The following is a 25,908-nucleotide window of genomic DNA, read 5'->3' on the forward strand; positions in this document are numbered from 1 at the left end:
CGCCTTCCACTCCAATCAACATAGTGGCAAAATCAACAATGAACTTTTAATATAGCCTATAAAAAACAAAAGAGCACCGGTTTCCCGATGCCCAACTTCCCTTATGCATTATTTTTAAGTTCGCCAACTTTAAATAGTTGTTCGTAATCCGGCCATTTCATAACCTTTTTTAAATAATCTTTAAAGGAGTAGCATTTTTTGGGCTTATTTTCCTTATAAATGGACGTTATTAGCGTCTGTAAACGGACTTGGATCATAAAACGATAGGTGCTATCTTCCTCCAATACAGGAATATCCATGACTTTAACCTTCTGTCCAACAACATTTTTGAACTCTAGGCTTTTGAATAACAAAATAATCAATCCTCTTTTTCACCCGTTTGAATCTATTATACACCACTCATCCCTCGAAATGTGTCTATTTCTGCTTGGCATTTTAAAATATTTGTGAATTATTTACACTTGATAAGTTGAAAAAGAAAAAACAGGTGATGTTACCCAAGAGGGTATTTTACCGTCTTAGCATATTCGTGGAAACATCGTTCCTGACAGTCTATTTAATAATCTATTTGAGCCGAGTGGTGTTTCAAGTAATAATTGGCCTTTTCCTTTACCGATAATAGAACCAATGACAACGGCATCGTGGCCTTCTGGGAATCCACGTAATATTTCTATAACTCTATCTTTATCTTTATTAGCAACAATAATAATCGCTTTTCCTTCGTTTGCTAAATAAAGCGGGTCAAAGCCTAATAGATCACAAACTCCATGGACTTCTTCCTTCACAGGAAGGGAAGATTCATTAATTTTCATTGTTAGATGAAAATCCTCGGCTATTTCTACAAGAGTAGTTGCCAGCCCACCCCTTGTTGGATCACGCATGATGCGGACTCCATTAGTAGACGTTAGGACCTCACTAAGCATTTGATTTAAGGAAGCACAATCGCTTTTGGTTGGAACTGTGATGCCTAATTCTCCTCGTGCAGCTAACACGGCAATCCCGTGATCACCAATGGTGCCTGACACCACGATAGCATCACCTTCTTCAAATTCAAGGCTGCAGCCAATTCCTTGTTCATAAATTCCTATGCCGGTCGTATTAATATACACTCCGTCAGCACTGCCTCGTTCGACTACCTTTGTATCTCCTGCAACAATCGTAACACCTGTTTTTTTAGCTTCATTTGCCATGTCGGAAACAATTCTCTTCAAATCTGAAATAGAAAAGCCTTCTTCAATAACAAAGCCACATGTTAAGTAAAGAGGCATCGCTCCACTTACTGAGAGGTCATTTACCGTTCCAGCTACTGCCAATTTACCGATGGAACCACCCGGAAAGAAAATAGGCTTGATAACAAAAGAGTCCGTTGTGACCGCAATTTTGCTGCCAGTGATATTCAAGGATGCAGCATCAAACATTGCGGCATTGCCATCCCCGAAAGCTTCCACAAAGATTTCACGGATTAAACGGTGGCTTAATTCGCCGCCATCTCCGTGTGCTAGGCTGATATATTTCTCCATTAGAAACTCTCCCTCATGTAATGATAATAAGCAGCACAGCTTCCTTCAGCCGATACCATGCACGGTCCTATAGGGTTCATAGGGTTACAGGCTTTTCCAAACAATGGGCATTCTTTTGGGGAAATCAAGCCGCGGATCACTTCACCACAGCGACATTTAGTTTTTCTTGGTTCGCCAACTTTAACCGTAAATCTTTTCTTTGCATTAAACTGGTCGTATTCCGATTTAAAATCTAGCCCACTATTTGGAATAACACCAATTCCGCGCCATGCTTCTTCACATGGAGTTAAATATTTATTAAGCCACTGGTGGATAACTTGATTTCCCGTTTTACTTACAATAGATTGAAGATTGTTTTCAATTGCAACCTTGCCATTTACAGCTAAATCAATCAATTTATAAATTCCGGAGAGCAGATCGGCTGTCTCGAAGCCGGTAATCACACCGGAAATATGATAATCATCGACTAAATACTGATAAGAATCTTCGCCTATAACAATGGAAACATGACCCGGAAGCAAAAAGCCATCTAAATGGACCTCGCCTGAATCCAATAAATAACGGAGTATCGGTTCTACTAACTTGGTTGCCATCCAAATCGAAAAATTCTTAATACCGCGATTTTCTGCTTCGCCTATCATGAGTGTTAAAATCGGAATTGTCGTTTCGAAGCCAATACCGAGAAAAATGACTTCCTTATCAGGATTTTCTTCCGCCACTTTAACAGCATCTACAGGAGAATATAATACCCGGATATCTTTTCCAGAAATCTTGGAATCTAACAATGTTTTATTAGAACCGGGAACCCTCATCATATCACCAAACGTGCAGATAATCCGATTCTCACCTTCCGCCAAAGCAATCATGGCATCAATCGATTTTTGGTCAGTCACGCAAACCGGGCAACCTGGACCGGAAATCAAGTTGACATCCTCCATTATGAGTGATTTTACCCCTGTCCGTGCTAGAGACATCGTATGTGAGCCGCACACTTCCATGAATGCGGGCTTGCGTCCAAATTTATGCTGGAACTCTTTTGCTTTTTGAATGACTGCCTCGGCAAGCGGTTTGCAGATTTCCGGATTATTTGACTGCTTCAGAATTTCTAGCATGAATAAGCTTCCTCCATTCTTCCACACTTTGTCTGGCATAGTTTTCATCAACAATACTCATCGCCTGGCCGGCATGAACAATTACAAAATCCCCCAGTTTTATTTCAGGAACAAAAATGGTTCCTACGGTCGTTTGTGACCCCATCACATCAACCACTGCACTATATTCCATCATTTTGACTACTTTAGCTGGTACTCCTACACACATGATAAAGACCTCCTTTTTGCTGCGGCAACAACCAATTGCCCGTAAGATAATCCTCCGTCATTACATGGTACCTTTACAGGCAGATAGACATTAAACCCTAATCTAGTTAATTCTGTATTGAGCCTTTTTCTTAAATACCGATTATGGATACTTCCTCCTGATAAAACAACTGTTTTTTCCGTTTCAGGAGCTATACTTTGTAAATGCGACATGGCCGAAACAATTGCCTGAACGACAGTTTCATGGAATCGCCCGCTTATCTCAGAAATGTCCTTATTTTCAATAATATCCTCAGCAATTTCTAAAATTGTTTTAGAAAAATGAATAGATAAAATTTCTTCATTCCTTAAATCAAAAGGGTAAGGAAGATAAACTTTCCGATCATCCGCCAGTTCGGCTAATTTAATCGCTGCTTCCCCGTCATAGGTAGACATTTTCGCCACCCCACATAGCGCACTAACGGCATCAAACAGCCTACCGCATGTTCCTGCCATAACGGTGTTTATGTTCTTCTCAATCATTACTTTTAAAATATCAATCTCTGGTAATTTATCAGCAAAAATCTCCTTCGCCAATTCTATTCCCTTTTTTCCATGTAACGATATTAACATGGCAGTTGCATTACGCCATGGCTCACGTATACACTTTTCACTGCCTGGAAGAGGAGTATAGTGTAAATGGGACATACGCTCGAATTCAGATGCATCACCGTAGAAGATTTCAAACCCCCAAATGCTTCCATCAAATCCATATCCCGTTCCATCTAAAATAATTCCATATGCTTTTCCAGCAATCTGATGTTCCTCTAAGCAAGCTGCCATATGGGCATGATGATGCTGTACTTCTAACACTTCTGCAAATCCATATTCTTTTACTAGATTTTTTACTTGATAGCCCGGGTGGGCATCAATAACTGCTGTTGTTTTAGGTGTATCAATCCATTTTAAAAGATGTTCTAATTCACGTTGATAATGATGGATCGTTTCAATATTCTCTAAATCTCCGATATGGGGACCAATAAAAATTTGTTCATTACGACCAATCGTAAAGGTCGTTTTTTGCTGGCCACCAAAAGAGACAATCCCTGACACATCTTTATCTGTTAATATAGGGTCTGGAACAAATCCTCTTGACCTTCGCAATAAGTCAAGTTTTCCATCATTAATTTGAACAACAGAATCATCGACTGGATGGAGAATCTCACGATTATGAATGAGATAATAATCTGCAATTCCATCAAGATATTGAAAGGCTTCTTCATCTTTAAATAGAATCGGCATTCCAGAAGGATTGGCACTCGTCATGACAAGGCAAGTAAGTTCAGGGTCGGCCAAGATCAAATGGTGCAGCGGTGTATATGGGAGCATGGCTCCAATTGTTCTCATTCCGGGGGCCAATGCATCTGCCAGCCCGTAGTATCCATTTTTCTTCATTACGACGATAGGGGATTCCGGACTTTTCAAAACTTCTGCTTCAGCATTATTAAAATCTGCAAATTTCTCAATTTCAGATATGGAAGCAGCCATCACTGCTAATGGTCTTAATGGTCGTTTTTTCCTTTTTCTTAATGTTACAACCGCCTGCTCATTCCTCGCATCACAACTAAGGTGATAACCTCCCAGCCCTTTAATAGCAACAATTTTCCCCTCTTTTAAATGCTTGATGGTAGCTTTAATAGGATTCTCTAATTCTATCTCCAAACCTTGAGAATTTAACAAACGCACTTTTGGACCACAGTTTGGACATGCTATCGGCTGGGCATGATGGCGCCTATTTCTCGGATCTTCATATTCCCTACGGCAATCTTCACACATCGGAAATTCCTTCATGGACGTATAGGGACGATCATAGGGTAATTCCTCAATAATGGTATAACGCGGCCCACATTGTGTACAATTGATGAAAGGATATTGGTAACGAAAATCTGACGGATCGTTCATTTCCGTTAAACAATCATCACAAACAGCTGAATCAATTGGGATAACTAACATGGAAGTGCCGCTCCGTTCGCTTTCTATAATAGAAAAATCAACTGCATGTTGCACCTTGGTATCATGTACCAAAATCTCATTTATTTTCGAGAGTCTCGGAGCTTTCGTCTTTAAGTCTGAAAGAAACGCTTCTATTGAAGTGGGGTTTCCTTCGAGATGAATCTTGACACCATCCATATTATTTTGCACAGTACCCACTAATTTGTGGATGTCAGCAAGCTGAAATACAAATGGCCGGAAACCGACACCTTGTACTCTGCCGCGAACAGATACTTTTACTGCTGTACGCATCGATCGAATGCTCCTTCAATCCAGGAGAACCATTCATTCAGCCCTTCTTTTGTTCTTGCAGAAAGTGAAATTAATGTTGATTCAGGGTTAATTTCAATTAAGTCCCTTCTTGCTTCTTCAACACTAAAATCAAGATATGGTAATAAATCAATTTTATTTAGTAAAACGAGTTCAGTCCTCATGAACATTTGCGGGTATTTCGGAATCTTGTCATTTCCTTCTGGCACACTTAGGACAGCTACCTTATGATTTTGCCCGAGGTCATAACCCGATGGACAAACGAGATTGCCAACATTTTCAATAAACAATATATCGATTTCATCAAGGTCAAATTCTCCTAATGAAGCTGCAACCATTCTTGCATCAAGGTGACAGCCGCCATGCGTATTAATTTGAACGGCTTTTGCCCCCGTTGCCCGAATCCGATCCGCATCTCTTTCTGTGGCTAAATCGCCCTCAATAACAGCAATCCGATATTTTTCCGATAAAATCCTTACGGTTTCTTCTAATAATGTTGTTTTTCCTGCTCCAGGTGAACTCATGAGATTTATCACTAAGGTATTAGTTCGTTCAAACAGTTCACGATTAAACTCTGCAGCCTTATTGTTATTTGTTAATACATCTGTTCTTAACATAACCTTCATCATTCATGACTCCCTTCATATGATAAAACTTGAAAAGTCTCTCCTGTCAGAATTTTACCTGATGGAATTTGACAGTTAGGGCAAAGCGCTATTTTTTGAGTAGGCTGGTACTGTACGCCACAAATTACACATTCCGCCTTCGCTTCTTCAAGATGAATGATTAACTCAGCTTCCTTATGGAAAAGGTGCAAATTTTGATCACGAAAAATATCAAAAGCCATTCTTAATGCATCAGGCATCGCGTTCGATATTTCTCCGACGATCAATTCAACCTTGGAAATATTGTTAATTCTTTTCTCTAATGCATCTTCTTGAACAAGTTGAAGAATATCTCCCATTAACGACATTTCATGCATCGTATTCACCTTATTTCTTAAACCTATGGAGACCAACAAAATATATATGATCTTTGATTTTGGTTGGTAGCAAGTCAAGTTGCAAATCGCCGGACATTGTTTTAAAATTGAATTCTTTTTGACAATTCAAACATTTCCCACTTGAATATAGTGTTGACAGGATAATAATATTCGAACATACAGGACACACTCCATCAAATGCCTGCATGTTCGTTCCATTTCGTGATATAATAATTGGTTTTCTTGCGATAAATTTTATTTCAAGATCTGAGGATAACTCATCTTCGTTCATTAATGGCATCCATGTGATGCCAAGGGCTCTGTCTGCCGCTTCCCCAACCTTTTCTATATCCTCTTGAATGAATGGCTCGTAGACTGATTTTACAGTTTGAAATAGGCTGTTCCCCAATTCCTTTAAAAAATCGCCACGTTTCATGATGCATCTCTCCAGCGATTTACTTGGTTAATGACCTCCTTTGCAAGCTCTCGTAATCTTCCCCGGTTTGTTTCACTTAGTTCAACACCTAATTCCAACGATGTTGGTTGCATTCCAAACATGATGATTTGATCCGGATATCGCTCTCGCATTTTTGCGGCAAACAACACTTCCTGGAATCCAATCTGATGAATGGACATCTTGATTCCAAAGTAAGCAGGGATTTCATCCCCTTCCAGTTTAATAATGGTGCCCCCTTCCTTACCGGCATTTATGGCATCAATAATGATTAAGTTTTGAGCATCTTCAACAGGGCCAAGCAATTTCATCCCATCGGTTTGACCGTCAATAATCTCAATATTTTCATAATCCCGCATCGCTTCTTCTAAGAGAGGTAAAAGGTGAATGCCAACACCCTCATCTGAGAAGAGGGTGTTGCCAATTCCTAAAATAGTAATCTTTTTGTCGGTATCTCTATTCATTTAATTTTCCACCTACAGCTTTTTTTGGTTCTGTCTTATAGCCAGTTACCATGGATGAAATCGATCCATTCCGTTCTAGATAATCATCGCGGAATGCCATATAAACGTGAATTACGATAAATAACATAATTCCCCAAGCCATTAAGTGATGCCAAGAACGTACAGTGTAACTGTCATTACCAAATAGATACGGAACCCAAGAAAACAATTTTCCCCAGATGGACTCTGGTTGTGGCTCAAAATACATGTAATATCCGGTCAGCATCAAAATCCAAGAACCGAAGAAGATAAATATCCAATAGCTTAATTGTGCCAACGGATTATGTCCCACATAATGAGGCTTCTTATTTTTTAGGAACAAATAGAATTTAATGGTTTCCCATACTTCTTTCCAAAATATCCATCTAAACGGGTTAGATTTAGAATATTTGTTTCCGATGGCAGCCCAAAACAAACGATATAAGAGATTGATGGTAAACAGAAAGGCTGCAAAAAAGTGAATATATCTCATCCACCCCATCATGTTTGAGTAATAAGCTTCACCGGGAATCCCCGCAGAAGCAAACGGTTTTCCAATATAAATCCCCGTCACCATTAAGAGAATGATGGCCAGCATGTTCATCCAGTGAAAAATCCTTACAGGCAATTCCCAAACATAAACCTTTACTTCATCTTTCACCGGTTTGTAGTGAATTGGCAGTTGAGGATGAAAGGAATTTTCACTATTGATCCCCACATTCTGATCCGAGACAGAGCCTGGAGTTTTAGTTGGTAACTTTGGCGCACCCATTTGTCACACCCCTAACCTAAACGAATTTCCGTCGTGTTTTTGGTCTCCAAATCTGTTAAATGAACGGCACATGCAAGACATGGGTCAAAGGAATGAATAATCCTCAATATTTCAAGAGGCTGTTCTTTGTTTAACATTGGTGTACCTTTTAGAGCTGCCTCGTAGGCACCAATATTATTTTTGTGATCACGTGGTGATGCATTCCAAGTTGTCGGCACTACTGCTTGATAGTTTTTCGTTTTTCCGTTTTCAATGTCAATCCAATGGCCAAGAGCTCCACGCGGCGCTTCCATCCAGCCCACACCTTTTGCACTCTTAGGCCATGTACTTGGTTCCCATTTGGTCCGATCAAAGGTCACTTGGTCACCGTTTTTAATATTTTTAAGCAAGTCATCCATGTCATTGCGGAGCCAGCCTGAAATCAATACTGATTCAATTCCACGCGCAACCGTACGCCCAAGAGCGGATTGTAAGGCTGACATAGGTAAATTAAGCTTTTTCAATGTGTCGTTGACAATGTTAACAATTTCATCTTTACCAGAAGCATATCCAACCATCATCCTTGCAAGAGGACCAGTTTCCATCGGATGATCTTTCCATCTTGGTGCTTTCAGCCAGCTATATTCCTTGTTTGTATCCAATTGTTTAAATGGTGCTTTTGGTCCAGTGTAATGGAAGGTGGTTTCACCCTCAAAAGGATGCTTTCCGCCTCCTTGCTTTCCGTCATATGTATACCAAGAGTGATCAATAAATTCCTTCACCTGATTAGGGTCTTTAAGGTCTACATCAAGCACTTCGTTTAAATTACCATTAAGTATTATCCCGCGAGGCATTCTGTAATTTTTATAGTCATAAACAGATCCGGTTGAAAAATCACCATAACATAAATAGTTATTTAAGCCACCGCCGTATGTCCAATCCTTATAGTATGAACCGATAGCAAGTAAATCCGGAATATATACTTGATTCACAAAATCCCGTGCTTGGTCAATTAGTTGTGATACATGCATCAATCTTTCAGCATTGATAGCGTTATCGCTGTCAATATCAAGCGGTGTCGCCATACCGCCAACTACGTAATGTGGATGCGGGTTTTTGCCGCCGAAAATGGTGTGAATTTTGACGATTTCCTTTTGCCAATCTAACGCTTCCAAATAGTGCGCAACTGCGAGCAAATTCACTTCTGGTGGGAGCTTATATGCTTGATGGCCCCAATAACCATTGGCGAAGATGCCAAGCTGTCCACTTGAAATCAGTTTTTTCACTTTATTTTGTACGTCAGTGAAATAGCCAGGTGAGGACTTCGGCCAGCTTGATATGGATTGAGCAATTCTAGATGTTTCTGCTGGGTTAGCTTTTGTTGCACTGACAACATCCACCCAGTCTAATGCATGCAAATGATAAAAGTGAACCACATGGTCATGAAGAAAAATCGTTTCGTTCATAATTTCACGAATCAAATGGGCATTTCGTGGTATTGTTATATTTAAGGCATCTTCGACTGAACGAATGGATGCAAGTGCATGAACAGTTGTACAAACACCACAAATTCTTTGAATATAGGCCCAAACATCACGTGGATCACGATCTTTTACAATCAGCTCTAATCCACGAACAGCAGTTCCTGAACTAAATGCGTCTTTTATGACGCCATTTTCATCAATATCTACTTCTACTCGAAGGTGACCCTCAATTCTTGTTATTGGATCTACAACAATTCGTTCACTCATTATTCTTCACCTCGTTGTTTATCGTCTCTTTTCTTCTGAATTACTGTTCCAGTTGCATGAACAGCAATACTTGCCGTTGTTAAGCCGACTGCAGCCAAACCTATAGTGTCTGGTGAAATGGTTGTTTGTGTTCCTGGAATTTTGGCTCTCCTTGTGTAGAGCGGACCATTATCCCAGAAATCTTTCTCGGAACAGCCGATGCAAGGATTTCCAGATTGAATCGGGTAGCTTACACCGCCATTCCAGCGCATTTCTGCACAAGCGTTATAGGTGGTTGGGCCTTTACAGCCAACTTTGTATAAGCAATAACCTTGTTTTGCACCCTCATCATCAAAATTTTCGACAAACAAGCCGGCATCAAAATAGGCGCGGCGATTACATTTATCATGGATACGATGACGATAAAATGCTGTTGGACGACCGTGTTGATCCAATTCAGGCAGTTTTCCGAAGGTGATGATATGAGCAATGACACCTGTCATAACTTCAGCAATAGGCGGACAGCCTGGAACACGAATGACAGGGGTATTTTTCACAAAGCTAGTAACTGGTTTTGCTCCGGTTGGATTCGGATATGCCGCAGGGATTCCCCCCCAGGAAGAACATGATCCATAGGCAATGATCGCTTTTGCATCTGCAGCCATTTGCTGCAATGTATCTATTTGTGATTTACCACCGACAGTCAAGAAGGCACTATCGCTTGGTATACTCCCCTCAACCGCAAGAACATACTCACCTTTATAATCCTTTAATACTTGTTCCATAGAAGCCTCAACTTGGTATCCTGATGCTGCTGACAGCACTTCAGAATATTCAAGTGAAATCATTTGAAGTAAAACGTTTTCAGTTTTTGGTTGTGATGAACGGATAAATGATTCGGAACATCCAGTGCAATCCTGGAATTGCAGCCAAACCACCGGCACTCTTGAGTTCATCTCCATTGCTTTTACCACTTTATTAGATTGTGTAAACTCAAGCCCAAGTGTTGCTGCTAGAGCAGTACACATCTTTAAGAAGTCACGACGACTAAATCCATGTTCAATCGCTGCTTCATAAACTGTTTTGTTTGTCTTCATCCCTTTCCCCTCCACATAACATGAATACGAAAAAACAAGACCTCATAAAAATTTTAGTACACTCATAGGTCTTTCGTCTTGAATTTTCAAAAAAGGACACAAAGAGTTCTTAATTACATCTCTATGGTGAAAAAATTGAAAAAAAAAATCTAATTTCCAATCAAACTCTTTTAGTCGACAAGGAAAAGAAGGACATTTATAGGAAAAAAGAAAAAAGAGGGTGTCCCAAAAGAATTTACTTTTAGGATCCCTCTTTTTATTAATGGTCTGTTAAAATTTGTAAATATAGTGGTGCCTGTCCCCTTTTGGGACAGCCTCTTATTTAGTCAATTTATTCTTTTCTACTTCATTGTCACCCATTACATCTTCTGTTAGTTCACGAGTGGATTTTTTAAACTCTTTTAATGTTTGTCCAAAGGCTTTACCAATTTCAGGTAATTTTTTCGGTCCAAAGATAATAAGTGCTAATGTTAAAATTAAAATTAATCCAGGAATGCCGATATTTGATAACAAGATTTACACCCCTTTAATTGTTATATATTACTATTCTAATTATAGTATCCAATCCTCATTTTGCATTAAATATTTAGGATTATTCATAGTTTATTCACAATATTTAACAAAACAAACAGATATAGGACTTTGGTAGTAAGCATTTCCAATATATCCACTGAAGTCAATGTCCAACAACCATATGAGAGATCTTTCAACTATTAATTATTAAAATTTTCGTTCATAAATCCTAAATTCATAATCGTAAGGATTTTTGTCATCCTTTGGTCCTTTTTTGGATGACAGTAGTTGCCACTGGGAAAAATCGAATTCCGGAAAATATGTATCTCCCTCAAAATCTTCATGAATAAAAGTAATATATAATCTGTCAGCATAAGCAAACGTTTCTTTAAATATTTCTGCACCACCGATGACAAAAATTTCATCGTTTTGGTTTTGACAGTAGCTTATAAAATCCTTAATTGAGGAAAAAACTGTACATCCTTCACACTGATAATTATTTTGGCGTGTAATAACAATATTTTCTCTTCCAGGAAGGATTCGGCCAATCGATTCATGGGTTTTTCTTCCCATCGCAATTGGATGACCCATTGTGACTTTTTTAAAGAATTTCAAGTCCTCCGGTAAATGCCAAGGTAGTTGATTATCCTTACCAATTAATCTCTTTTCATCCATAGCTACTAAAAAAGAGATCATACGCTGACCACTCCTTTAATATGTGGATGCGGATCATAGCCTACTAACTCAAAATCCTCATATTTAAATGAAAAGATATTTTTCACTGCCGGATTAATAATTAATTTAGGTAATGAACGTGGTTCTCTTTCCATTTGTAGCTTTACCTGTTCAATGTGATTTTGATAAATATGAACATCACCAAAAGTATGAATAAATTCACCCGGCTTTAAGCCGCTGACTTGTGCAATCATTAATGTCAGAATTGCATATGAAGCGATATTAAACGGAACACCAAGGAATACATCAGCAGAGCGCTGATATAATTGACAGGAAAGCTTTCCGTCTACCACATAAAATTGAAACATACAGTGACATGGCGGCAAAGCCATTTTGTCTATTTCTGCTACATTCCAGGCATTGACAATAAGCCTTCTTGAATCCGGATTCGTTTTTAATTGCTCAATCAGTTCGCTGATTTGGTCGATTGTTTTTCCATCAGCTCCTGTCCAGGAACGCCATTGATGGCCATAAACAGGACCTAATTCCCCGTCTTCATCAGCCCATTCGTTCCAAATGCGCACCCCATTTTCCTGTAGATAACGAATATTTGTATCACCTGTTAAAAACCAAAGCAATTCGTAAATAATCGATTTTAAGTGAAGTTTTTTGGTTGTTAAAAGAGGAAACCCTTCTTCTAAATTAAATCTCATCTGATAACCAAAGTTGCTGATGGTTCCGGTACCTGTCCGATCACCTTTGATTTGACCGTTTTCCAAAATATGTTTACAAAGATCCAAATATTGCTTCAATGATGTCACTTCCTTACCTGCATTCTTCATATTTGTTCATTTTATCATATTGTTATAAGAAAAAGCCGCCGGAGACAGCAGCTTTTAAAAATTATTTAGACTTCTAATCCAAAGTTACGGCAAAGGGAAGCAAGTCCACCCGCAAAGCCGCTGCCAATGGCATTGAATTTCCAGTCTCCATTATGCCGGTAAAGTTCACAGATGACAACTGCAGTTTCGACAGAAAAATCTTCCCCAAGGTCAAAACGGAGAATTTCATTTTCAGTTTGTTCATCAACAACGCGAACAAAAGCGTTGGAAACTTGACCAAAGTTTTGGCTTCTGGCTTCTGCATCATGAATGGTTACCGTGATCGCAATGCGCTCAATATGGGATGGAACCTTACTAAAGTTAATTTTAATTTGCTCATCGTCACCTTCACCTTCTCCTGTACGATTATCTCCAGTATGCTCAACGGCACCAGAAGGGTGAATTAGGTTATTGTAGAAAATAAAATCAACATCTTGGACCACTCTGTTGTTAGCGTCTGTAAGAAAAGCAGATGCGTCCAAATCAAAGTCGTGTCCACCATGATAACGGTTCGTATCCCACCCAAGACCGACTATTGCCTTAGTTAGTCCTGGATTGGTTTTCGTTAAATCGATTCGTTGACCTTTTGATAAATTAATCGACATATGATCACCTCATTTTAAACTGTTTTCCTTAAGAAAATGAACGAACAACTTCACCTAAGCTTGCTGCATTTGTTCCATTTCCAATGGCGGCAAATTTCCACTCCGTTCCATTGCGGTACATTTCACTGACAATCAGGCATGTATTTCCACTATAATTATCAGTTAAATTGTAATGAACCAATTCCTGGTTGCTTGTAGGATTGACAACCCTGATATAAGCATTGCGAATCATCCCAAAATGCTGCCTTCTTTTTACACAATCATAAATAGTTACAACAAAAACAAGTTTTTGAATGTCTGAAGGCACTCTGCTTAAGTCGACGATAATTTGTTCATCATCACCGTCTCCATCACCGGTTAAATTGTCACCTGTGTGCTGCACACTTCCGTTAGTGCTTTTTAAGTTTCCAAAATAAATAACATCCCTATTGCTCTGTAATCGATCATTTGCGTCGAGCATGATTACAGATGCATCACAGTCAAAATTAGCTTGCGTGCTTCCAAATAGTGAACTGAAAAAGCCCCCTCCACCGCTTTGAATAGGGTCCCAGCCTAAACCAACCATAATTTTCGAAAGCCCGGGGTTGCTTTTTGTTAAATCTATTCTTTGTCCCTTTTGCAAATTAATCGCCATTTTTTTCACCTCATTAGTTTTTATTATGCTTGTTTCATTTTTCTAAAGTTGTCTTGGAGCTGTTCTAAACGTTTTGTACCCTCTTCGCGCATACGCTTATTTTCCTCTTCAATCGCTCTTGTTTCCTGCATTCCTTTTATGATGACATTCCATGATTCTTCAATCGTCTCGATTTTAATGCTCGGAGAGCCGGCAAGTCTGGCAATTTCTGTACTCTGCTGGGATATGTTTTGTGCATTTCGCAACAGCATTTCATTTGTTCTACGATCAAGCTCACTCATTGAATCTGCCACAAGCTTTTGTCTTTTTGCTGCTACAGCTTGAATTAATCCATTTTTAAAAATCGGAATGGTGGTGACAAAAGCAGAATTGATTTTTCCAATCAGCTTTGTATTTCCTCGTTGAAGCAAACGAATTTGCGGAGCAGTTTGCAATGAAACCATTTTTGCCATTTCCAAATCATATATTCTTTGCTCAAGTACCTCAATAGCATTTTTAAGTGAATCTAATTGCATTGTGGCAATCTGGTCCCCGGATTGAGCACGAGATTCAAGCTGAGGAAGTTGGCTATTTTTTAGTTCATCAACCTTTATTTCTCCCGCAACAACATATTTTTCAAGCGTCATATAGTATTGGTAATTTTGATCATACATATTTTCAAGCATATTGGTCGAATCGACCATCTCTTTTTGATATTTTGAAATTTCTACATATACTTTGTCAATTTCCTGGCCCATCGTTTGGTACTTGCCAAATAGCCTTTCAATCGCTTTTCCGCCTTTTTTAAACAACTTTCCAAAAAATCCTTCGGATGTTTTTTCAAAGTCCTTTGCATCAAATTTATCCATAATGTGGCCCAAGGTTTTAAGAAGCTCGCCAGAATCTTCTACTTTGGTTGTCCGCATATTCCCTAAAATTTGATCTGAGAAACGGGAGATTTGAACGGCTGGCTCTTTTCCAAACTCTAGGATTTTAATTTGATCTCGTTCATCGATTGTCCGTGCTAGGTTCTGTACTTCTGGTTCTTTCCTAAGCATCAGCTTTATGTCAGATACTTTTGTTTCGGTAAGCAAGTCATCTGGATTCGTTGTCATTAATTCTGGTGATAGATTCGATTGTTGATTCATCTGTTAATCTCCCCTTAAATTTTTTAAGATTCCTTGAAAAAGGACTTTTTTCAAAATTGAAGGCTCTTTATAATCCAAGTCAAAAACAACATCATCAAGCCAATGTTTATCAAAAAGACTTTCATCGAGGTAAGTTTCAATATCATTATGACCGGGAGGATTATAAATAATGATATCTATTCCAAATTGATTCAAAAGCAGTAACATCGCTGCATCCGATCTTGAAAGCATCCCTGTCTTTTCATTATTATAAAGGACTAATTTTGGTATTTGCTGTGAATAGTCAAACCTCTCTAATGACTGGATAATATTTTTAGGCAAATACATTGCTTGAGTAAACAAGAAAATTTTTACTTCTTCCAAGCTTTCCGCAGGCAATGGTTTTAACCCTGGCTTTTCGCAAATTCTTCTTACGGCACCTGCAATGCCTTTTTGTAAGCCGGAAGCTAAGAAAGAGTATGGCCAATAGTGAGCCGTCATCATTTTCTCAGGATTTAAAAGATCATCCTGTCCAAGCGCATTACGATAATGAAAGCGAAAATCGCTGGTGTTAGGAAACGTTAATGGAAGATTTCGAACGAGCAGGCAATTTTCCAATTCCGAAAGTGCGTGAAGTCGATCCCAATATTCCTTTCGATTTTTACTAACACCTTGTATTTTGGCAAAAAGGGACGGGATCTTGACTTGACCGTTCCCAACTTCAAAATCAGGTCGAATCATCGCCATTTCTTTACTAAGGATGAACAACTCATCATACGTTGTTTTTAACGTAATGGATGAAGGAGTATAGTCCCTTAATTGCCACGGTTTGTATAGACCTGACCCTTCTTGATTAAGGATTCCCTCAATCTCTTTGGAAGCACGGTAGGCAACTGTTGTTTTCCTGTTCACCTTTTCTTTTGGGAAGGGTTCAGCTGGTTGGGTCGCTTGAAAACGATGGATGAAGATCGTCTCTATTTGAAATCCAGCTAGAATATCCTTACCTTCAGGATGAAATATGATGACATCACAACCAAGATTGATTAGGTAGTATAAAAAATACTGATGACTTTTTTTCCCGTCACCATACCATAAAAACTTCGGCATTTCCCTTGCCGGATCTGCGTTTTCCAACGGTGGCTGTAAATGGTTGATCGACCATTTAACAATATCAACGAGAACCCTTCTAAGTTCTTGGTTCCTTAAGCCTTCCGATTCCTTTTCTGCAAACAATTCGAGGGTTGCAATCATAGCCTCTCTTAATTTGCGATGGATGGCAGGCTCGTTTGACCTAAGCAAAAGCTGTTCGCCATCTAGAAACGCAGTAAAGCGGTTGATGGAAAGCTTTTGTTCATGATGAATATTAATGACCTTTTGAATCGCTTGAAAGTGAGTATTATTGATTGATTTATCAATGGATTCCTCACTTAGAAGATTTAAATTCAATTCGGGGCTATGGACATAATCAAATAGCTGATTATAGTATTCATCTGTATCTACGGGGATTCCAAGAAACTCCCCAACGATTTGCCCAATGTGAATGATCCCCTTTTCCATTGAAAATTCCGGTCGCTCCGAAAGAGGCTTTGTCAGCAAACCGAGCCAATTTTCAAATGAAAGGGATATTTTTTTTACAATTAATTGATTATATGGCAAAACCATTTTTATCCCTTCCCTCTGATAGCGAAAGATTTTTTTATACAATATTTATAAATAAGTTACCATTTCATCATATCATAGATAATAAAATGGTTCATTTCTTAATACGAAAAGGAATCGAAAAATGTTTCATATTTAACTCCTCTTCTTTCACCTTTTACATTACTATGACATATATTTGAGTACCTATATTAAAGAAGGTGACTCAAATGAGATTTCTAAATAAGCGGCCAAAAATAGATGAAGTTCGTGATGAATTAAATACAGTAATGGAGGTCATGGAGTCAGATTATTTTGTTGTGCTGGACCTATTATTGTTTAGCATTATTTTCACTCTACTTCTCTCCCCATCAATTCAATCTTTAAAGCTATCGGTTCTTATTTTTTGCGGTAACTTTGGGATTTTTACTGGACTTTACTTCTTTATTGTTAACCGCTTTTTTAAAAATAAGATATATTTTTAGATTTCAGCAAGGTCAAAAAGCCTAAAAGTATTTCTTCTCCTGCAGCTACACCAGCGTTATTGGTCATGGTAACTTTCGTCCCCTTTATTTCATTAGCGAGTTCACCATGCCTGGGGACAAACTGATAACGGCAGTTTTGCAGAAAATCCAAGTCAAGCAGTGAATCACCCGCTCCGGCGAATGCTTCCATTCCTTCACGCCTGCAAATGAATTCAAGGGCAGCCCCTTTACTAATCGCTGTTGGGATAAAATAAAGCTTCCTGCCCTGTAACGAAATTCTCCATCCATATTCTGCAACAAAATTCTGCAATGCCGCTTTCACTTCCGGTGAAGGCGGTGTATTTAAAATATAATAGTAAAATAGATTGTCAACTTGTCTTATTTTACCATCAAATTGATATCCTTCCTTATTCAAAATTGACAATAATGTTATTTGTGTAATCGATTCATTTTGAATTTTGCTTGTCATATATATAGTCCACTCATGAAGCGTTTTGCCCTTATGCAAAATTTCAGCTCCATTTAAAGTAATGGCGTATGTTAATGGAAAATTTCCATGATTGAATAGTTCAAAGCGGTTAAATTGCTCTGTAGTTCTAGTGGTTACCGGTATAAATAAATGATATTTACAAAGATCTGATAACGCATTAAAGGCTCGCTCTGTCATAAAAGCAACCCAATTCCCATCTTTTTTTTCTACTGGAATTAAAGGAATTTGTGGTGAACATCCAAGCTCATTAAGTGCTCTTTTTGAGTAAACCAATGTACGGTCAAGGTCTGAGGCAACAATCATTTATCTATCTCCTTAACCGATTTAATTAAGCCGCAGCATAAGTATTGTAAATTGGGATATTCGACTATCTCGACCCCTTTTTCCCTCGCTAACATCAGGATATGCTGAACAAATGGACTTGAGGCATCACGTAAAAGAATTTTCCAAGGAACCCTGCGGAGGAGGACCCTCGTTGTTTCGCCCACACCCGGCTTTATATAATGGGTGTTATTGATGCCAAAATCTGCTTGTATGCTCTCAACATTCATCATCCCATAAAACCCTGTATCGATTTCCTCATTCCTTCTTTTTGTCGAAATTTCATCAGCCTTTGTAAATATAGATGCAAACTCAGCAGTAATTACATCAATATATTCATTTGAAACATCTGCTGAAATGAGCTCTCGGTAAAACTTTGCACCATGAAAATCATTTTTCCCGATATACTTTTCATTTAAGACGGTTCTACTGACAAGTCCTGAAACGGTAGAGTTTAAACAGGCACTTGGAATTAAAAAATCCTCTCTTGTCCCAAAAAAGGTTGTACAGTAACCCGGATCTGCAATTACTGCTAGAGTATCATCAAGCTTCCTTCCGTACTTATCCTCAAACTCTTTACAGGCCTTTGTTAATTCGAGGGAAATGGCCCCTTTTCCCGTCCAACCATCTACAAACTGGATTTTCCCTTCCGAATGTTCGGACATAATATAATTGAGAGCGTTTTCATCTATTCCACGATCGCGGATGATCGAGACACTGTAATGTGGAAGAGACACTTCGTAGCGCAGCTTGATATATCTCTTAATCAAAATCCCGACAGGCGTACCGGCACGTGCTAGAGAAACTAGCACTGCCTGCTTTCCCTTTAATTGATAGATTTGCTCTGCAACTACACCTATACACAATGCCACCTTTTGTTTATACTCCATTACCATTTTCCAAAATAACTCAACGTATTCCTGTGGCGGTTGATATTCGATTGGTAGCGATTCACTGTAATGGGTTCCGGATTGAATCTTTCTTTCACGATTAATCGTAGAATCCTCGAGCTTAGTATCACTTAAATCTTTTAATAGAAAAAGGACATCTTCTTCCTTATAGGTTCCTATTTTTATATGTTTTTTCACCATCTTGTGCACGGTGTCACCCCCTCAGAAAAAAAGACAAGCTTGACAGACTTTAGCTGCAGTCTGCCTATCTCCTTCAGTAATGGCTTCAATTTTTCATCATCTACTATTCTTTCAAAAAAGATAAAGCAATCATCATACAAACCAGGTGGGATATTATATACATAATTAGTAATAAATTGATTTTCTGGAGAAGGAAATTCCAAACCATATTTAGCGCCATAGTTCTCGTAATTTCGAATATAAATCGGGCTTCTTGTAGTCGATTGGTAAGAAACGCCGCTGCCCATTTCTGCTGCTAATTTCATCGGTAAGTACATAAATTCCCCTGTTCCTAGGCAGAGAGTTTTTTTGCCGATTCTTTTTTGTTTAAGAAGGTGAGCTGCACTTGAAATTTTCTGATGTAGCACTTGATTTACTTCACTGCTAAGCCCAAAACGTCCTGTCTCTTGAATATAGGGTACCTGGTTAGGTTCGATGATGGAAGTCAAAGAAGAGGGTGTAAAATGTGTAGTTAACAAAATCTGTTCTAATGAAAAATCAACTTTTTTATTTTGCTTGTCTAAAACTGTTTCTTCCTTCATATTTTCCTGCTTTTTTATATGAAGTTTCCCTGCTAGTAATGAAACCACCTGGATGGTAATCCCTAGTTCTTTTTCAAGCAGCTTAAATTCTTGTTTATTTTTCTCTGAACGCCAATCCAAAATGGAAACAACGGCATAGTGCTTTCTTGGAAATTTACGGTGAATAGACCGAATAATGTTTAGCGTTGTTTTTCCCGTCGTTATTTCGTCGTCGACAAGAATGATTTCACGGTGGTTATCTATTATTTCACATGGGATATAACATCGATGGGCAGTGGCATGGGAGTGCTCTTCCTCAAACGTTATCTCAGGAATTTTCCCTGGAATCTCTTCTCTTGTCGTATGAAAATAATTAGCCACTTCGAAGCAATCAAAAAATGCATGCCCTAGTGCAGTGGCTGTCTCTGCAAATCCGATAATAATCGGAGTTATTTCCTTTGATATAAAAGGATGGCTGCAATATGAAGGGTGCTCCTTCAAAAACAAGGATATAAGCATCTCTTTTTCAGGACGAACGTACCCCTTTACTTTTTCCATAAATCTAGCTGCTAAGAGGGCAGCTGTTAAAAGTCCTTTATTTGCATCAATAGGTATATGCTTTCCTAACACTTTACTAACAAAAAGAAACGAACGTTTTTTATTGATTCTTGCCGCCATTGTAAACAGTTCATTTATTGAAAATTGAAATGGATTTTCAGTTATTTCAATTTCACCATTGATAGAATCCAAAATATTAAACGTAAACTTCTCGTTTAATAAGGTCGATGGTCGTAAATTCTTCATTTAACACCCCGTATAGCTCTGACTTTAATACAATATTTTGCGCCCATTGATAGTGTGGTTTCATTTCGTTCATTTTGTTTGCAAATTCACTTTTTATCACACCAGCTTCATCAATAGACGACTGGATAATATTACGGGCATCGATATATTCCTCATATGAAACTACATTTAGGGCTTGAACTGCTTTGATATGTGAAGGATGGATAATTGTCTTTCCCGTTAAACCGTTCTCAATATCCAAATGGACTTCTCTTATCAACCCGTCCATACTTTGACCCAATGAATCCGCTCTCCATTTTAACCTATCTACATCAAACCGCTCACCAAAAGGCGGTTGCTTTACCTGTGGCTTTAGCCTTCTTTCTTTTGAGGAAAAGTATTCCCATACTGGTCCTGAAATAACATAAGAACTGTCGGCTCTTCGAAACATATTAACGATATCAGAAATGCAATCCCTTACAACACTTATTTCATAAACAGTTGTATCAGTGCTCCTTCTGATTCCATACAATCCACTAAAATCGGTTGCTCCAATTCGAATATTTAGGATGATATCTTTAAACCTATTCAAAAGGTTTTTTATTTTCAGTAATTCTTCTATTCTCGTCTCTTTATGGATTACTTCTGCTGTTTCTAAAATGGGCATCGCATAAAAAGGATGATGTTGTGAATGAATTCTTTGGACTTCTTTTAAAAGTTCCTCACCTGACTCTATCTTAAACTTTGGTAAAACCACACCAGTTAAAGTCTGCAGAGCATCTCCCAACTGCTCTTTGATCCGTTTCAGCTGTTCAAGGGTCCGAACACGTATAAAGAGCAATGGGAAATCCCCTACATTTAAAAATCCTTTATTAAATTCCTCATACAACTTTAATAGTTCCTTGATTACTAATGTTTCTGCTACACTCACGTCACAATCACCTACAGCATCTTCAAGGTCGATAACGAGTGACGTGAGACCTTCATGTTTTTTTAAGAGAATCTCATTATGAATATTAGGACGAGTAGCAGGCATATAGAGCGTCGCACCTAGTCCATAAGCTAAGACTTTCTGGTTCGTATACTTATCGAAATATTGCGGCTTTTTTAAAAAAAATTGTTCAATCTCATCATTATAAAAATATGTAAAGAATTTCACTTAAGCCTTCTCCTTCCTTAAGATTTTATAAAAAGGCTGTGTTAAACTTGCCTATTGATTTGCGCTCCAGGCGCTTCGCTTTCCGCGGGCGTTCCGGGGAGCCTCCTCGGCGCTTATGCGCCTGTGGGGTCTCCCCTGCCCCGTACTCCCGCAGGACATTGAATTACATCCTTGAATCCGCCCACGCACGAAGGAAATGCGATAGCATTTTCGAGGAGTCTCGCGCCTTCCGCTCCAATCAACATAGTTTCAAAAATCAACAATGACCTTTAACACAGCCTATAAAAAAAGGGGAAGGACTTCCGTCAACTCCCCCATAACTCAAATTTTAGAATAATATATTATTTTTATTTGCTAACTTCCTTTTTCGCATTTATGAAGTGGACAATGAAGGTAGCTCCAAATGTAAACAATAAAATGATAAAGAAGTAAAGTGCCGGCATTTCATAGTGAAAAAACACTTCTAGGAACATTTTTATCGAGATAATAAGAATTAAAATATAAGCAGTGGTCTCAAGCTCAGGAACACGGTCGATTAACGCCAAAAACACACCAGCTACACCACGCATCATCAACACTCCGAGCATCCCGCCTATTAGCAGCACCCAAACCTCGTTGCTAACTCCAAAGGCAGCTAGGACGCTATCAACGGAGAAGGCCATGTCCATTAGCTCAACGGTTACCACTGTACCCCAGAAAACTCCAAACATCCGGACAAGAAGCCCGCTTTGGTTCATTCCTTTTGCTTCTTCATCTTCATCACCATTGTTTCGTTTATCAATAAAATATTTGATCGACAGCCACGCTAGATAGGCTGCACCAAGGGCCTTAATCCACCATAATTTGATTAGAAATACACCAAGGCCAATAGCAATAAAACGAAAAGCATAAGCACCTAGTAAGCCATAAAAAAGGGCTTTCTTACGCTTTTCTGCAGGTAAATGTTTTACCATCACCGCTAAGACAAGGGCGTTATCAGAAGAGAGTAAACCTTCTAAAATAACTAAGGTGCCAATAAGACCCCAGCTTACTGGATCTGATAAAACCTTTACCCACATATTCCAATCAAAAAACTGTGCATATGTATCTACAATTCCGTGTAAAACTGACATTAACTAAATTCCTCCAAAAATAAAATCTAAATTTTAGGCTCTGTTAAACTTGCCTGTTGATTTCCGCTCTAGTGGCGGTCCGGGGGAGCCTCCTCGGCGCTATTGCGCCTAGGGTCTCCCCTGTCCCGTACTCCTGCAGGAGTCGAGCGCCTTCCGCTCCAATCAACATCGTGGCAAAATAAACAATAAGCTTTAACATAGCCAAATTTTAAAAAGACCCATTCAAGGATGGGTCTCAAAATCAACACCATTAACCAACCTGTAAACCAAAATCTGTTGCTAATGAAGCCAAGCCACCTTGATAACCACTTCCGATTGCGCTGAATTTCCATTCACCGCTATGGCGGTACAATTCTCCTACAACGATTGCCGTTTCAATTGAGAAATCTTCACCTAGGTCGTAGCGAATCAACTCCTCGCCAGTCGCCTCATTTATAATGCGAGCAAATGCATTCGATACTTGACCGAAGTTCTGACTTCTAGCAGCTGCATCATGAATGGTAATTGTAAAAGTGATACGATGAATGGATGCGGGTACCTTTGGCAAATTAATTTTAACTTGTTCATCATCCCCATCACCTTCACCAGTACGATTATCACCGGTATGTACAACAGCACCATTTGCACCTTGTGGGTTATTATAGAAGACAAAGTCCGTATCCGTTGTCACCTTGCCATTTTCTCCCAAAAGGAACACAGATGCATCCAAATCAAAATCATAGCCGCCATCATATTTATTGGTATCCCAGCCTAATCCAACGACCACATTAGTTAATCCAGGATTGGTTTTAGTTAAATCAACCTTTTGACCTTTTGATAAGCTAATTGCCATCTTTCATCATTCCTCCATTTTGGTAATAGTCTATTTACGAGTTTATCTTAAAAAGGTTTCACTATTATTATTAAATTATTTTCCTTCAAAACACAAATTCATACCACTTGCTAGGTCATCCATTTTGGTGGCGTATTCTTGGCCCAATAAATAGACCCAAGTTCATGATGGGTTTGAAACTCATCAAGATAAGTATGATAATGAAAATTAAACCAGTAACCGTCCTGTGGTGGGTTATCTCTTCTCACGTGAAACCTTAATACATCTTTGCCTGATAAACTATTTTTTATATGAAAGATTTTTTCAGAACGGCCTCCGCCAGGCTGTTCCGTGATAAACAGATTCCTAAGATCTTCTTCCGGAAATTGAGCGGAAGTTTGATTAATCGCCGTTTCGATATTCGGAAGGATGACTTCACGAAACTCATTCTCTATGACAGGTTTAATTTTTGTACCGAATTTTTGATAGGATTGTAATTCTGCTTCGTTGATTAAACCTTCTAGGTGCTTATCCTTATCAAAATCTGAATGATTGTTGTATACAGAAGGCTGGTTATAGCTAGTTTCCGGTGCTAACGTTTCAAAAGCTTCATGGTCAAGTGGTTTTTCTGCATTAACATTTACAAATTGTGAAGGAGTAACAAGACCAAAGGTTAAGAAAGAAATCATTACGAAAAATGATTTACGAAGCCATTTATTCATCCTAGATCACCTATATTCGATAAATAATTTATCTATGTTACTTAAAAACTATTATACTTCTTTTCGAAAAAAAATGGAAAAAACAGTTTACTATTTTTTAAATAACCAGTGAAAATCTTCTAGAATTATTTATTTTTGTTTTTCAATGAATGCAAAATGAAATTTAGCGGTTTTTCTACGGAGAACTTGAAAACCAAATTTTACGAATCGCGTGCTTTTATAATGATCCTTTAAAATGACACGCTTTTTGGCAACTCTTACTGCTTCGCTCATGACTTCATCGTCCAAATCATCTCGAAGAGCAAAATGGCCCAATGTCTTAATTCCATCTGATTCAAGAATATTTTCTTCAAACATGGGATCAAAATATACGCAATCAACGGATGAGTTGGGTAAGTGTTTTAAATACTCCAGTGCTTTTGCATATTTCACTTTAATTCTTTTCATCGCGAAATTCATGGAAGAAAGACCGGAATCCCAAGACTTCAATCCATCATTAACAATAAACTCCAAGTATTTTTGGCCTTCTATTCCCGTTACGCTTCCTTCTTTCCCAACGAGGAAGCTTGCAACAATTGAGTCTGAGGCAAGACCTAGGGTGCAATCTAGAAGAGACATTCCTTTTGATAATTGTGCGGCTTCGGCAAATGGGTCATGTTCACCATTTAATAAACGCTTGATTCTAAACATAGCCGAATTTGGATGAAAGAAAAATGGGGTAGAGCAGCCATTTTGGAATAATTCAAGCCGCTCTTTGCCGATGACAATGCAATCGCTGTTTAATTCCTCTTGCAAAAGCAGAATGGATTTCTTCCTTCGATCAATATAAGGCACTCCGAGTTGTATCGCTATTTCTTTTGCGCTCTCCATCATAAATGAATTTGTTCTGCCAGCTGTTGTTACAAACATATGATCATCCTATCTAAATAGTAAAAGAAGGCTTTGTTAAACCTGCCTTTTGATTTGCGCTCAAGAAGCGAGCATCCGCGGGCGTTCCGGGGAGCCTCCTAGGCGCTTAAGCGCCTGTGGGGTCTCCCCTGCCCCGTACTCCCGCAGGACGTTGAATAAACATCCTTGAATTAACACCGCACGAAGGAAATGTGATAGCATTTTCGAGGATCTCGCGCCTTCCGCTCCAATCAACATAGTTTCAAAAATCAACAATGACCTTTAACACAGGCTAAAAGAAAAGGATGTTTTTTAACATCCTTAAGAGCAGTGTGCTGCAAATGCCGTTTTAAGATTTTCCATAACAGCTTCCATTGTGTTTCCTTCAATATCATGGCGCGGGATAAAATGAACAACCTCTTTACCTTTTAATAAGGCCATAGATGGGCTAGATGGCTCAATGCCTTTAAAGTACTCACGCATTTTGGCCGTTGCCTCTTTATCTTGACCTGCAAAAACTGTTACAAGTGAGTCCGGTTTTTTCTCGCTATTGAGGACAACCTGAGTTACTGCTGGGCGTGCCAACCCACCGGCACATCCACAGACGGAATTGACAACAACAAGAGTTGTGCCGTTTGTGTGTTCTATGAATTGTTCTACCTCTTCATCAGTAGTTAGCTCTTTAAACCCTGCATTAGTCAATTCCTGCCGCATCGGCAAGACCATTTGTTTCATAAATTCTTCGTATGCATTTGACATTCTAACATCACTCCGTATCTATAGTTTTTATTTTGTTGG

Annotated in this window: 29 protein-coding genes; 1 reads left to right on the plus strand and 28 read right to left on the minus strand. The window is 38.7% G+C overall.

Features of this window, described 5'->3' with window-relative positions; all coding sequences use genetic code 11:
* Nucleotides 1-101: 101 nt before the first annotated feature.
* From BN1082_RS18585 to BN1082_RS18675, 19 genes are all read right to left on the minus strand, one after another.
* Nucleotides 102-353 carry a DUF2535 family protein gene (locus BN1082_RS18585; protein ID WP_090636886.1) on the minus strand — a complete coding sequence of 84 codons (252 nt, stop codon included), beginning with the start codon at nucleotides 351-353 and terminating at the stop codon, nucleotides 102-104.
* A 165-nt stretch (nucleotides 354-518) separates the two neighbouring features.
* Nucleotides 519-1,520, minus strand: coding sequence for a hydrogenase expression/formation protein HypE (hypE, locus tag BN1082_RS18590; RefSeq protein WP_090636888.1), 1,002 nt, complete (start codon nucleotides 1,518-1,520; stop codon nucleotides 519-521).
* Entirely contained in the window at nucleotides 1,520-2,632 is a 1,113-nt protein-coding gene (gene hypD / locus BN1082_RS18595) for a hydrogenase formation protein HypD (protein WP_090636889.1), read from the minus strand. Before hypD ends, hypE begins: the two co-directional genes overlap by 1 nt.
* Complete coding sequence (locus BN1082_RS18600) at nucleotides 2,604-2,840, minus strand: HypC/HybG/HupF family hydrogenase formation chaperone (RefSeq protein ID WP_090636891.1); 237 nt, start codon at nucleotides 2,838-2,840, stop codon at nucleotides 2,604-2,606. Before BN1082_RS18600 ends, hypD begins: the two co-directional genes overlap by 29 nt.
* A complete protein-coding gene (gene hypF, locus BN1082_RS18605) occupies nucleotides 2,831-5,122 on the minus strand; it encodes a carbamoyltransferase HypF (RefSeq protein WP_090636894.1) in 2,292 nt (763 codons plus the stop codon). The genes BN1082_RS18600 and hypF overlap by 10 nt, the downstream gene beginning before the upstream one ends.
* Nucleotides 5,107-5,766 (minus strand): hydrogenase nickel incorporation protein HypB, encoded by a 660-nt coding sequence (gene hypB / locus BN1082_RS18610; protein WP_090636896.1) that lies wholly within the window; start codon nucleotides 5,764-5,766, stop codon nucleotides 5,107-5,109. The genes hypF and hypB overlap by 16 nt, the downstream gene beginning before the upstream one ends.
* Nucleotides 5,766-6,122 carry a hydrogenase maturation nickel metallochaperone HypA/HybF gene (locus tag BN1082_RS18615; RefSeq protein ID WP_090636898.1) on the minus strand — a complete coding sequence of 119 codons (357 nt, stop codon included), beginning with the start codon at nucleotides 6,120-6,122 and terminating at the stop codon, nucleotides 5,766-5,768. The genes hypB and BN1082_RS18615 overlap by 1 nt, the downstream gene beginning before the upstream one ends.
* A 10-nt stretch (nucleotides 6,123-6,132) precedes the next feature.
* Nucleotides 6,133-6,558: a hypothetical protein gene (locus BN1082_RS18620; protein ID WP_090636900.1), complete on the minus strand. Its 426-nt coding sequence runs from the start codon at nucleotides 6,556-6,558 to the stop codon at nucleotides 6,133-6,135.
* Nucleotides 6,555-7,040 (minus strand): HyaD/HybD family hydrogenase maturation endopeptidase, encoded by a 486-nt coding sequence (locus tag BN1082_RS18625; RefSeq protein WP_090636902.1) that lies wholly within the window; start codon nucleotides 7,038-7,040, stop codon nucleotides 6,555-6,557. The genes BN1082_RS18620 and BN1082_RS18625 overlap by 4 nt, the downstream gene beginning before the upstream one ends.
* Entirely contained in the window at nucleotides 7,033-7,830 is a 798-nt protein-coding gene (cybH, locus tag BN1082_RS18630; protein ID WP_090636904.1) for a Ni/Fe-hydrogenase, b-type cytochrome subunit, read from the minus strand. Before cybH ends, BN1082_RS18625 begins: the two co-directional genes overlap by 8 nt.
* 11 nt (nucleotides 7,831-7,841) lie before the next feature.
* Nucleotides 7,842-9,560, minus strand: a complete 1,719-nt coding sequence (locus BN1082_RS18635) for a nickel-dependent hydrogenase large subunit (RefSeq protein WP_090636906.1) — start codon at nucleotides 9,558-9,560, stop codon at nucleotides 7,842-7,844.
* Nucleotides 9,560-10,636 (minus strand): hydrogenase small subunit, encoded by a 1,077-nt coding sequence (locus BN1082_RS18640; RefSeq protein WP_090636908.1) that lies wholly within the window; start codon nucleotides 10,634-10,636, stop codon nucleotides 9,560-9,562. The genes BN1082_RS18635 and BN1082_RS18640 overlap by 1 nt, the downstream gene beginning before the upstream one ends.
* Before the next feature lie 318 nt (nucleotides 10,637-10,954).
* Entirely contained in the window at nucleotides 10,955-11,149 is a 195-nt protein-coding gene (gene tatA, locus BN1082_RS18645; RefSeq protein ID WP_090636910.1) for a twin-arginine translocase TatA/TatE family subunit, read from the minus strand.
* Between the two features lie 207 nt (nucleotides 11,150-11,356).
* The gene (locus BN1082_RS18650; protein ID WP_090636912.1) at nucleotides 11,357-11,845 is read right to left on the minus strand and encodes a dihydrofolate reductase; all 489 of its coding nucleotides are present in this window, start codon (nucleotides 11,843-11,845) and stop codon (nucleotides 11,357-11,359) included.
* Nucleotides 11,842-12,636, minus strand: a complete 795-nt coding sequence (locus BN1082_RS18655; RefSeq protein WP_090636914.1) for a thymidylate synthase — start codon at nucleotides 12,634-12,636, stop codon at nucleotides 11,842-11,844. The genes BN1082_RS18650 and BN1082_RS18655 overlap by 4 nt, the downstream gene beginning before the upstream one ends.
* Nucleotides 12,637-12,731: 95 nt before the next feature.
* Nucleotides 12,732-13,310 carry a TerD family protein gene (locus BN1082_RS18660; protein WP_090636916.1) on the minus strand — a complete coding sequence of 193 codons (579 nt, stop codon included), beginning with the start codon at nucleotides 13,308-13,310 and terminating at the stop codon, nucleotides 12,732-12,734.
* Between the two features lie 28 nt (nucleotides 13,311-13,338).
* On the minus strand, nucleotides 13,339-13,944 hold the full coding sequence (locus tag BN1082_RS18665; RefSeq protein ID WP_090636918.1) for a TerD family protein: 606 nt from the start codon (nucleotides 13,942-13,944) through the stop codon (nucleotides 13,339-13,341).
* A 23-nt stretch (nucleotides 13,945-13,967) separates the two neighbouring features.
* Nucleotides 13,968-15,071, minus strand: a complete 1,104-nt coding sequence (locus BN1082_RS18670) for a toxic anion resistance protein (protein WP_090636920.1) — start codon at nucleotides 15,069-15,071, stop codon at nucleotides 13,968-13,970.
* 3 nt (nucleotides 15,072-15,074) lie between these two features.
* Complete coding sequence (locus BN1082_RS18675) at nucleotides 15,075-16,754, minus strand: YceG family protein (protein ID WP_342666665.1); 1,680 nt, start codon at nucleotides 16,752-16,754, stop codon at nucleotides 15,075-15,077.
* A gap of 164 nt (nucleotides 16,755-16,918) precedes the next feature.
* On the opposite strand from BN1082_RS18675, the gene BN1082_RS18680 reads away from it, so the two are divergent.
* Nucleotides 16,919-17,173 carry a hypothetical protein gene (locus BN1082_RS18680; protein WP_090636924.1) on the plus strand — a complete coding sequence of 85 codons (255 nt, stop codon included), beginning with the start codon at nucleotides 16,919-16,921 and terminating at the stop codon, nucleotides 17,171-17,173.
* Here BN1082_RS18680 and BN1082_RS18685 read toward each other — a convergent pair.
* The 9 genes from BN1082_RS18685 to BN1082_RS18725 form a co-directional block, all read right to left on the minus strand.
* On the minus strand, nucleotides 17,151-17,966 hold the full coding sequence (locus BN1082_RS18685) for an HAD family hydrolase (protein ID WP_090636926.1): 816 nt from the start codon (nucleotides 17,964-17,966) through the stop codon (nucleotides 17,151-17,153). The two genes, BN1082_RS18680 and BN1082_RS18685, sit on opposite strands and share 23 nt — an antisense overlap.
* Entirely contained in the window at nucleotides 17,963-19,075 is a 1,113-nt protein-coding gene (locus BN1082_RS18690; RefSeq protein ID WP_090638414.1) for a cysteine protease StiP family protein, read from the minus strand. Before BN1082_RS18690 ends, BN1082_RS18685 begins: the two co-directional genes overlap by 4 nt.
* Nucleotides 19,069-20,439, minus strand: a complete 1,371-nt coding sequence (locus BN1082_RS18695) for a phosphoribosyltransferase family protein (protein ID WP_090636929.1) — start codon at nucleotides 20,437-20,439, stop codon at nucleotides 19,069-19,071. Before BN1082_RS18695 ends, BN1082_RS18690 begins: the two co-directional genes overlap by 7 nt.
* A complete protein-coding gene (locus BN1082_RS18700; RefSeq protein WP_090636931.1) occupies nucleotides 20,390-21,577 on the minus strand; it encodes an HpcH/HpaI aldolase/citrate lyase family protein in 1,188 nt (395 codons plus the stop codon). The genes BN1082_RS18695 and BN1082_RS18700 overlap by 50 nt, the downstream gene beginning before the upstream one ends.
* A gap of 347 nt (nucleotides 21,578-21,924) precedes the next feature.
* Nucleotides 21,925-22,689, minus strand: a complete 765-nt coding sequence (locus BN1082_RS18705; RefSeq protein WP_090636934.1) for a TerC family protein — start codon at nucleotides 22,687-22,689, stop codon at nucleotides 21,925-21,927.
* Nucleotides 22,690-22,939: 250 nt separating this feature from the next.
* On the minus strand, nucleotides 22,940-23,521 hold the full coding sequence (locus BN1082_RS18710) for a TerD family protein (protein ID WP_090636936.1): 582 nt from the start codon (nucleotides 23,519-23,521) through the stop codon (nucleotides 22,940-22,942).
* 110 nt (nucleotides 23,522-23,631) lie between these two features.
* Nucleotides 23,632-24,222, minus strand: coding sequence for a YpjP family protein (locus BN1082_RS18715; RefSeq protein ID WP_090636938.1), 591 nt, complete (start codon nucleotides 24,220-24,222; stop codon nucleotides 23,632-23,634).
* Between the two features lie 129 nt (nucleotides 24,223-24,351).
* The gene (locus BN1082_RS18720) at nucleotides 24,352-25,131 is read right to left on the minus strand and encodes a class I SAM-dependent methyltransferase (protein ID WP_090636941.1); all 780 of its coding nucleotides are present in this window, start codon (nucleotides 25,129-25,131) and stop codon (nucleotides 24,352-24,354) included.
* Nucleotides 25,132-25,431: 300 nt separating this feature from the next.
* Nucleotides 25,432-25,869, minus strand: coding sequence for a BrxA/BrxB family bacilliredoxin (locus tag BN1082_RS18725; RefSeq protein WP_090636943.1), 438 nt, complete (start codon nucleotides 25,867-25,869; stop codon nucleotides 25,432-25,434).
* Nucleotides 25,870-25,908 lie beyond the last annotated feature (39 nt).

Source organism: Neobacillus massiliamazoniensis (assembly GCF_001048695.1).
Taxonomy (GTDB): Bacteria; Bacillota; Bacilli; order Bacillales; family Cytobacillaceae; genus Neobacillus; species Neobacillus massiliamazoniensis.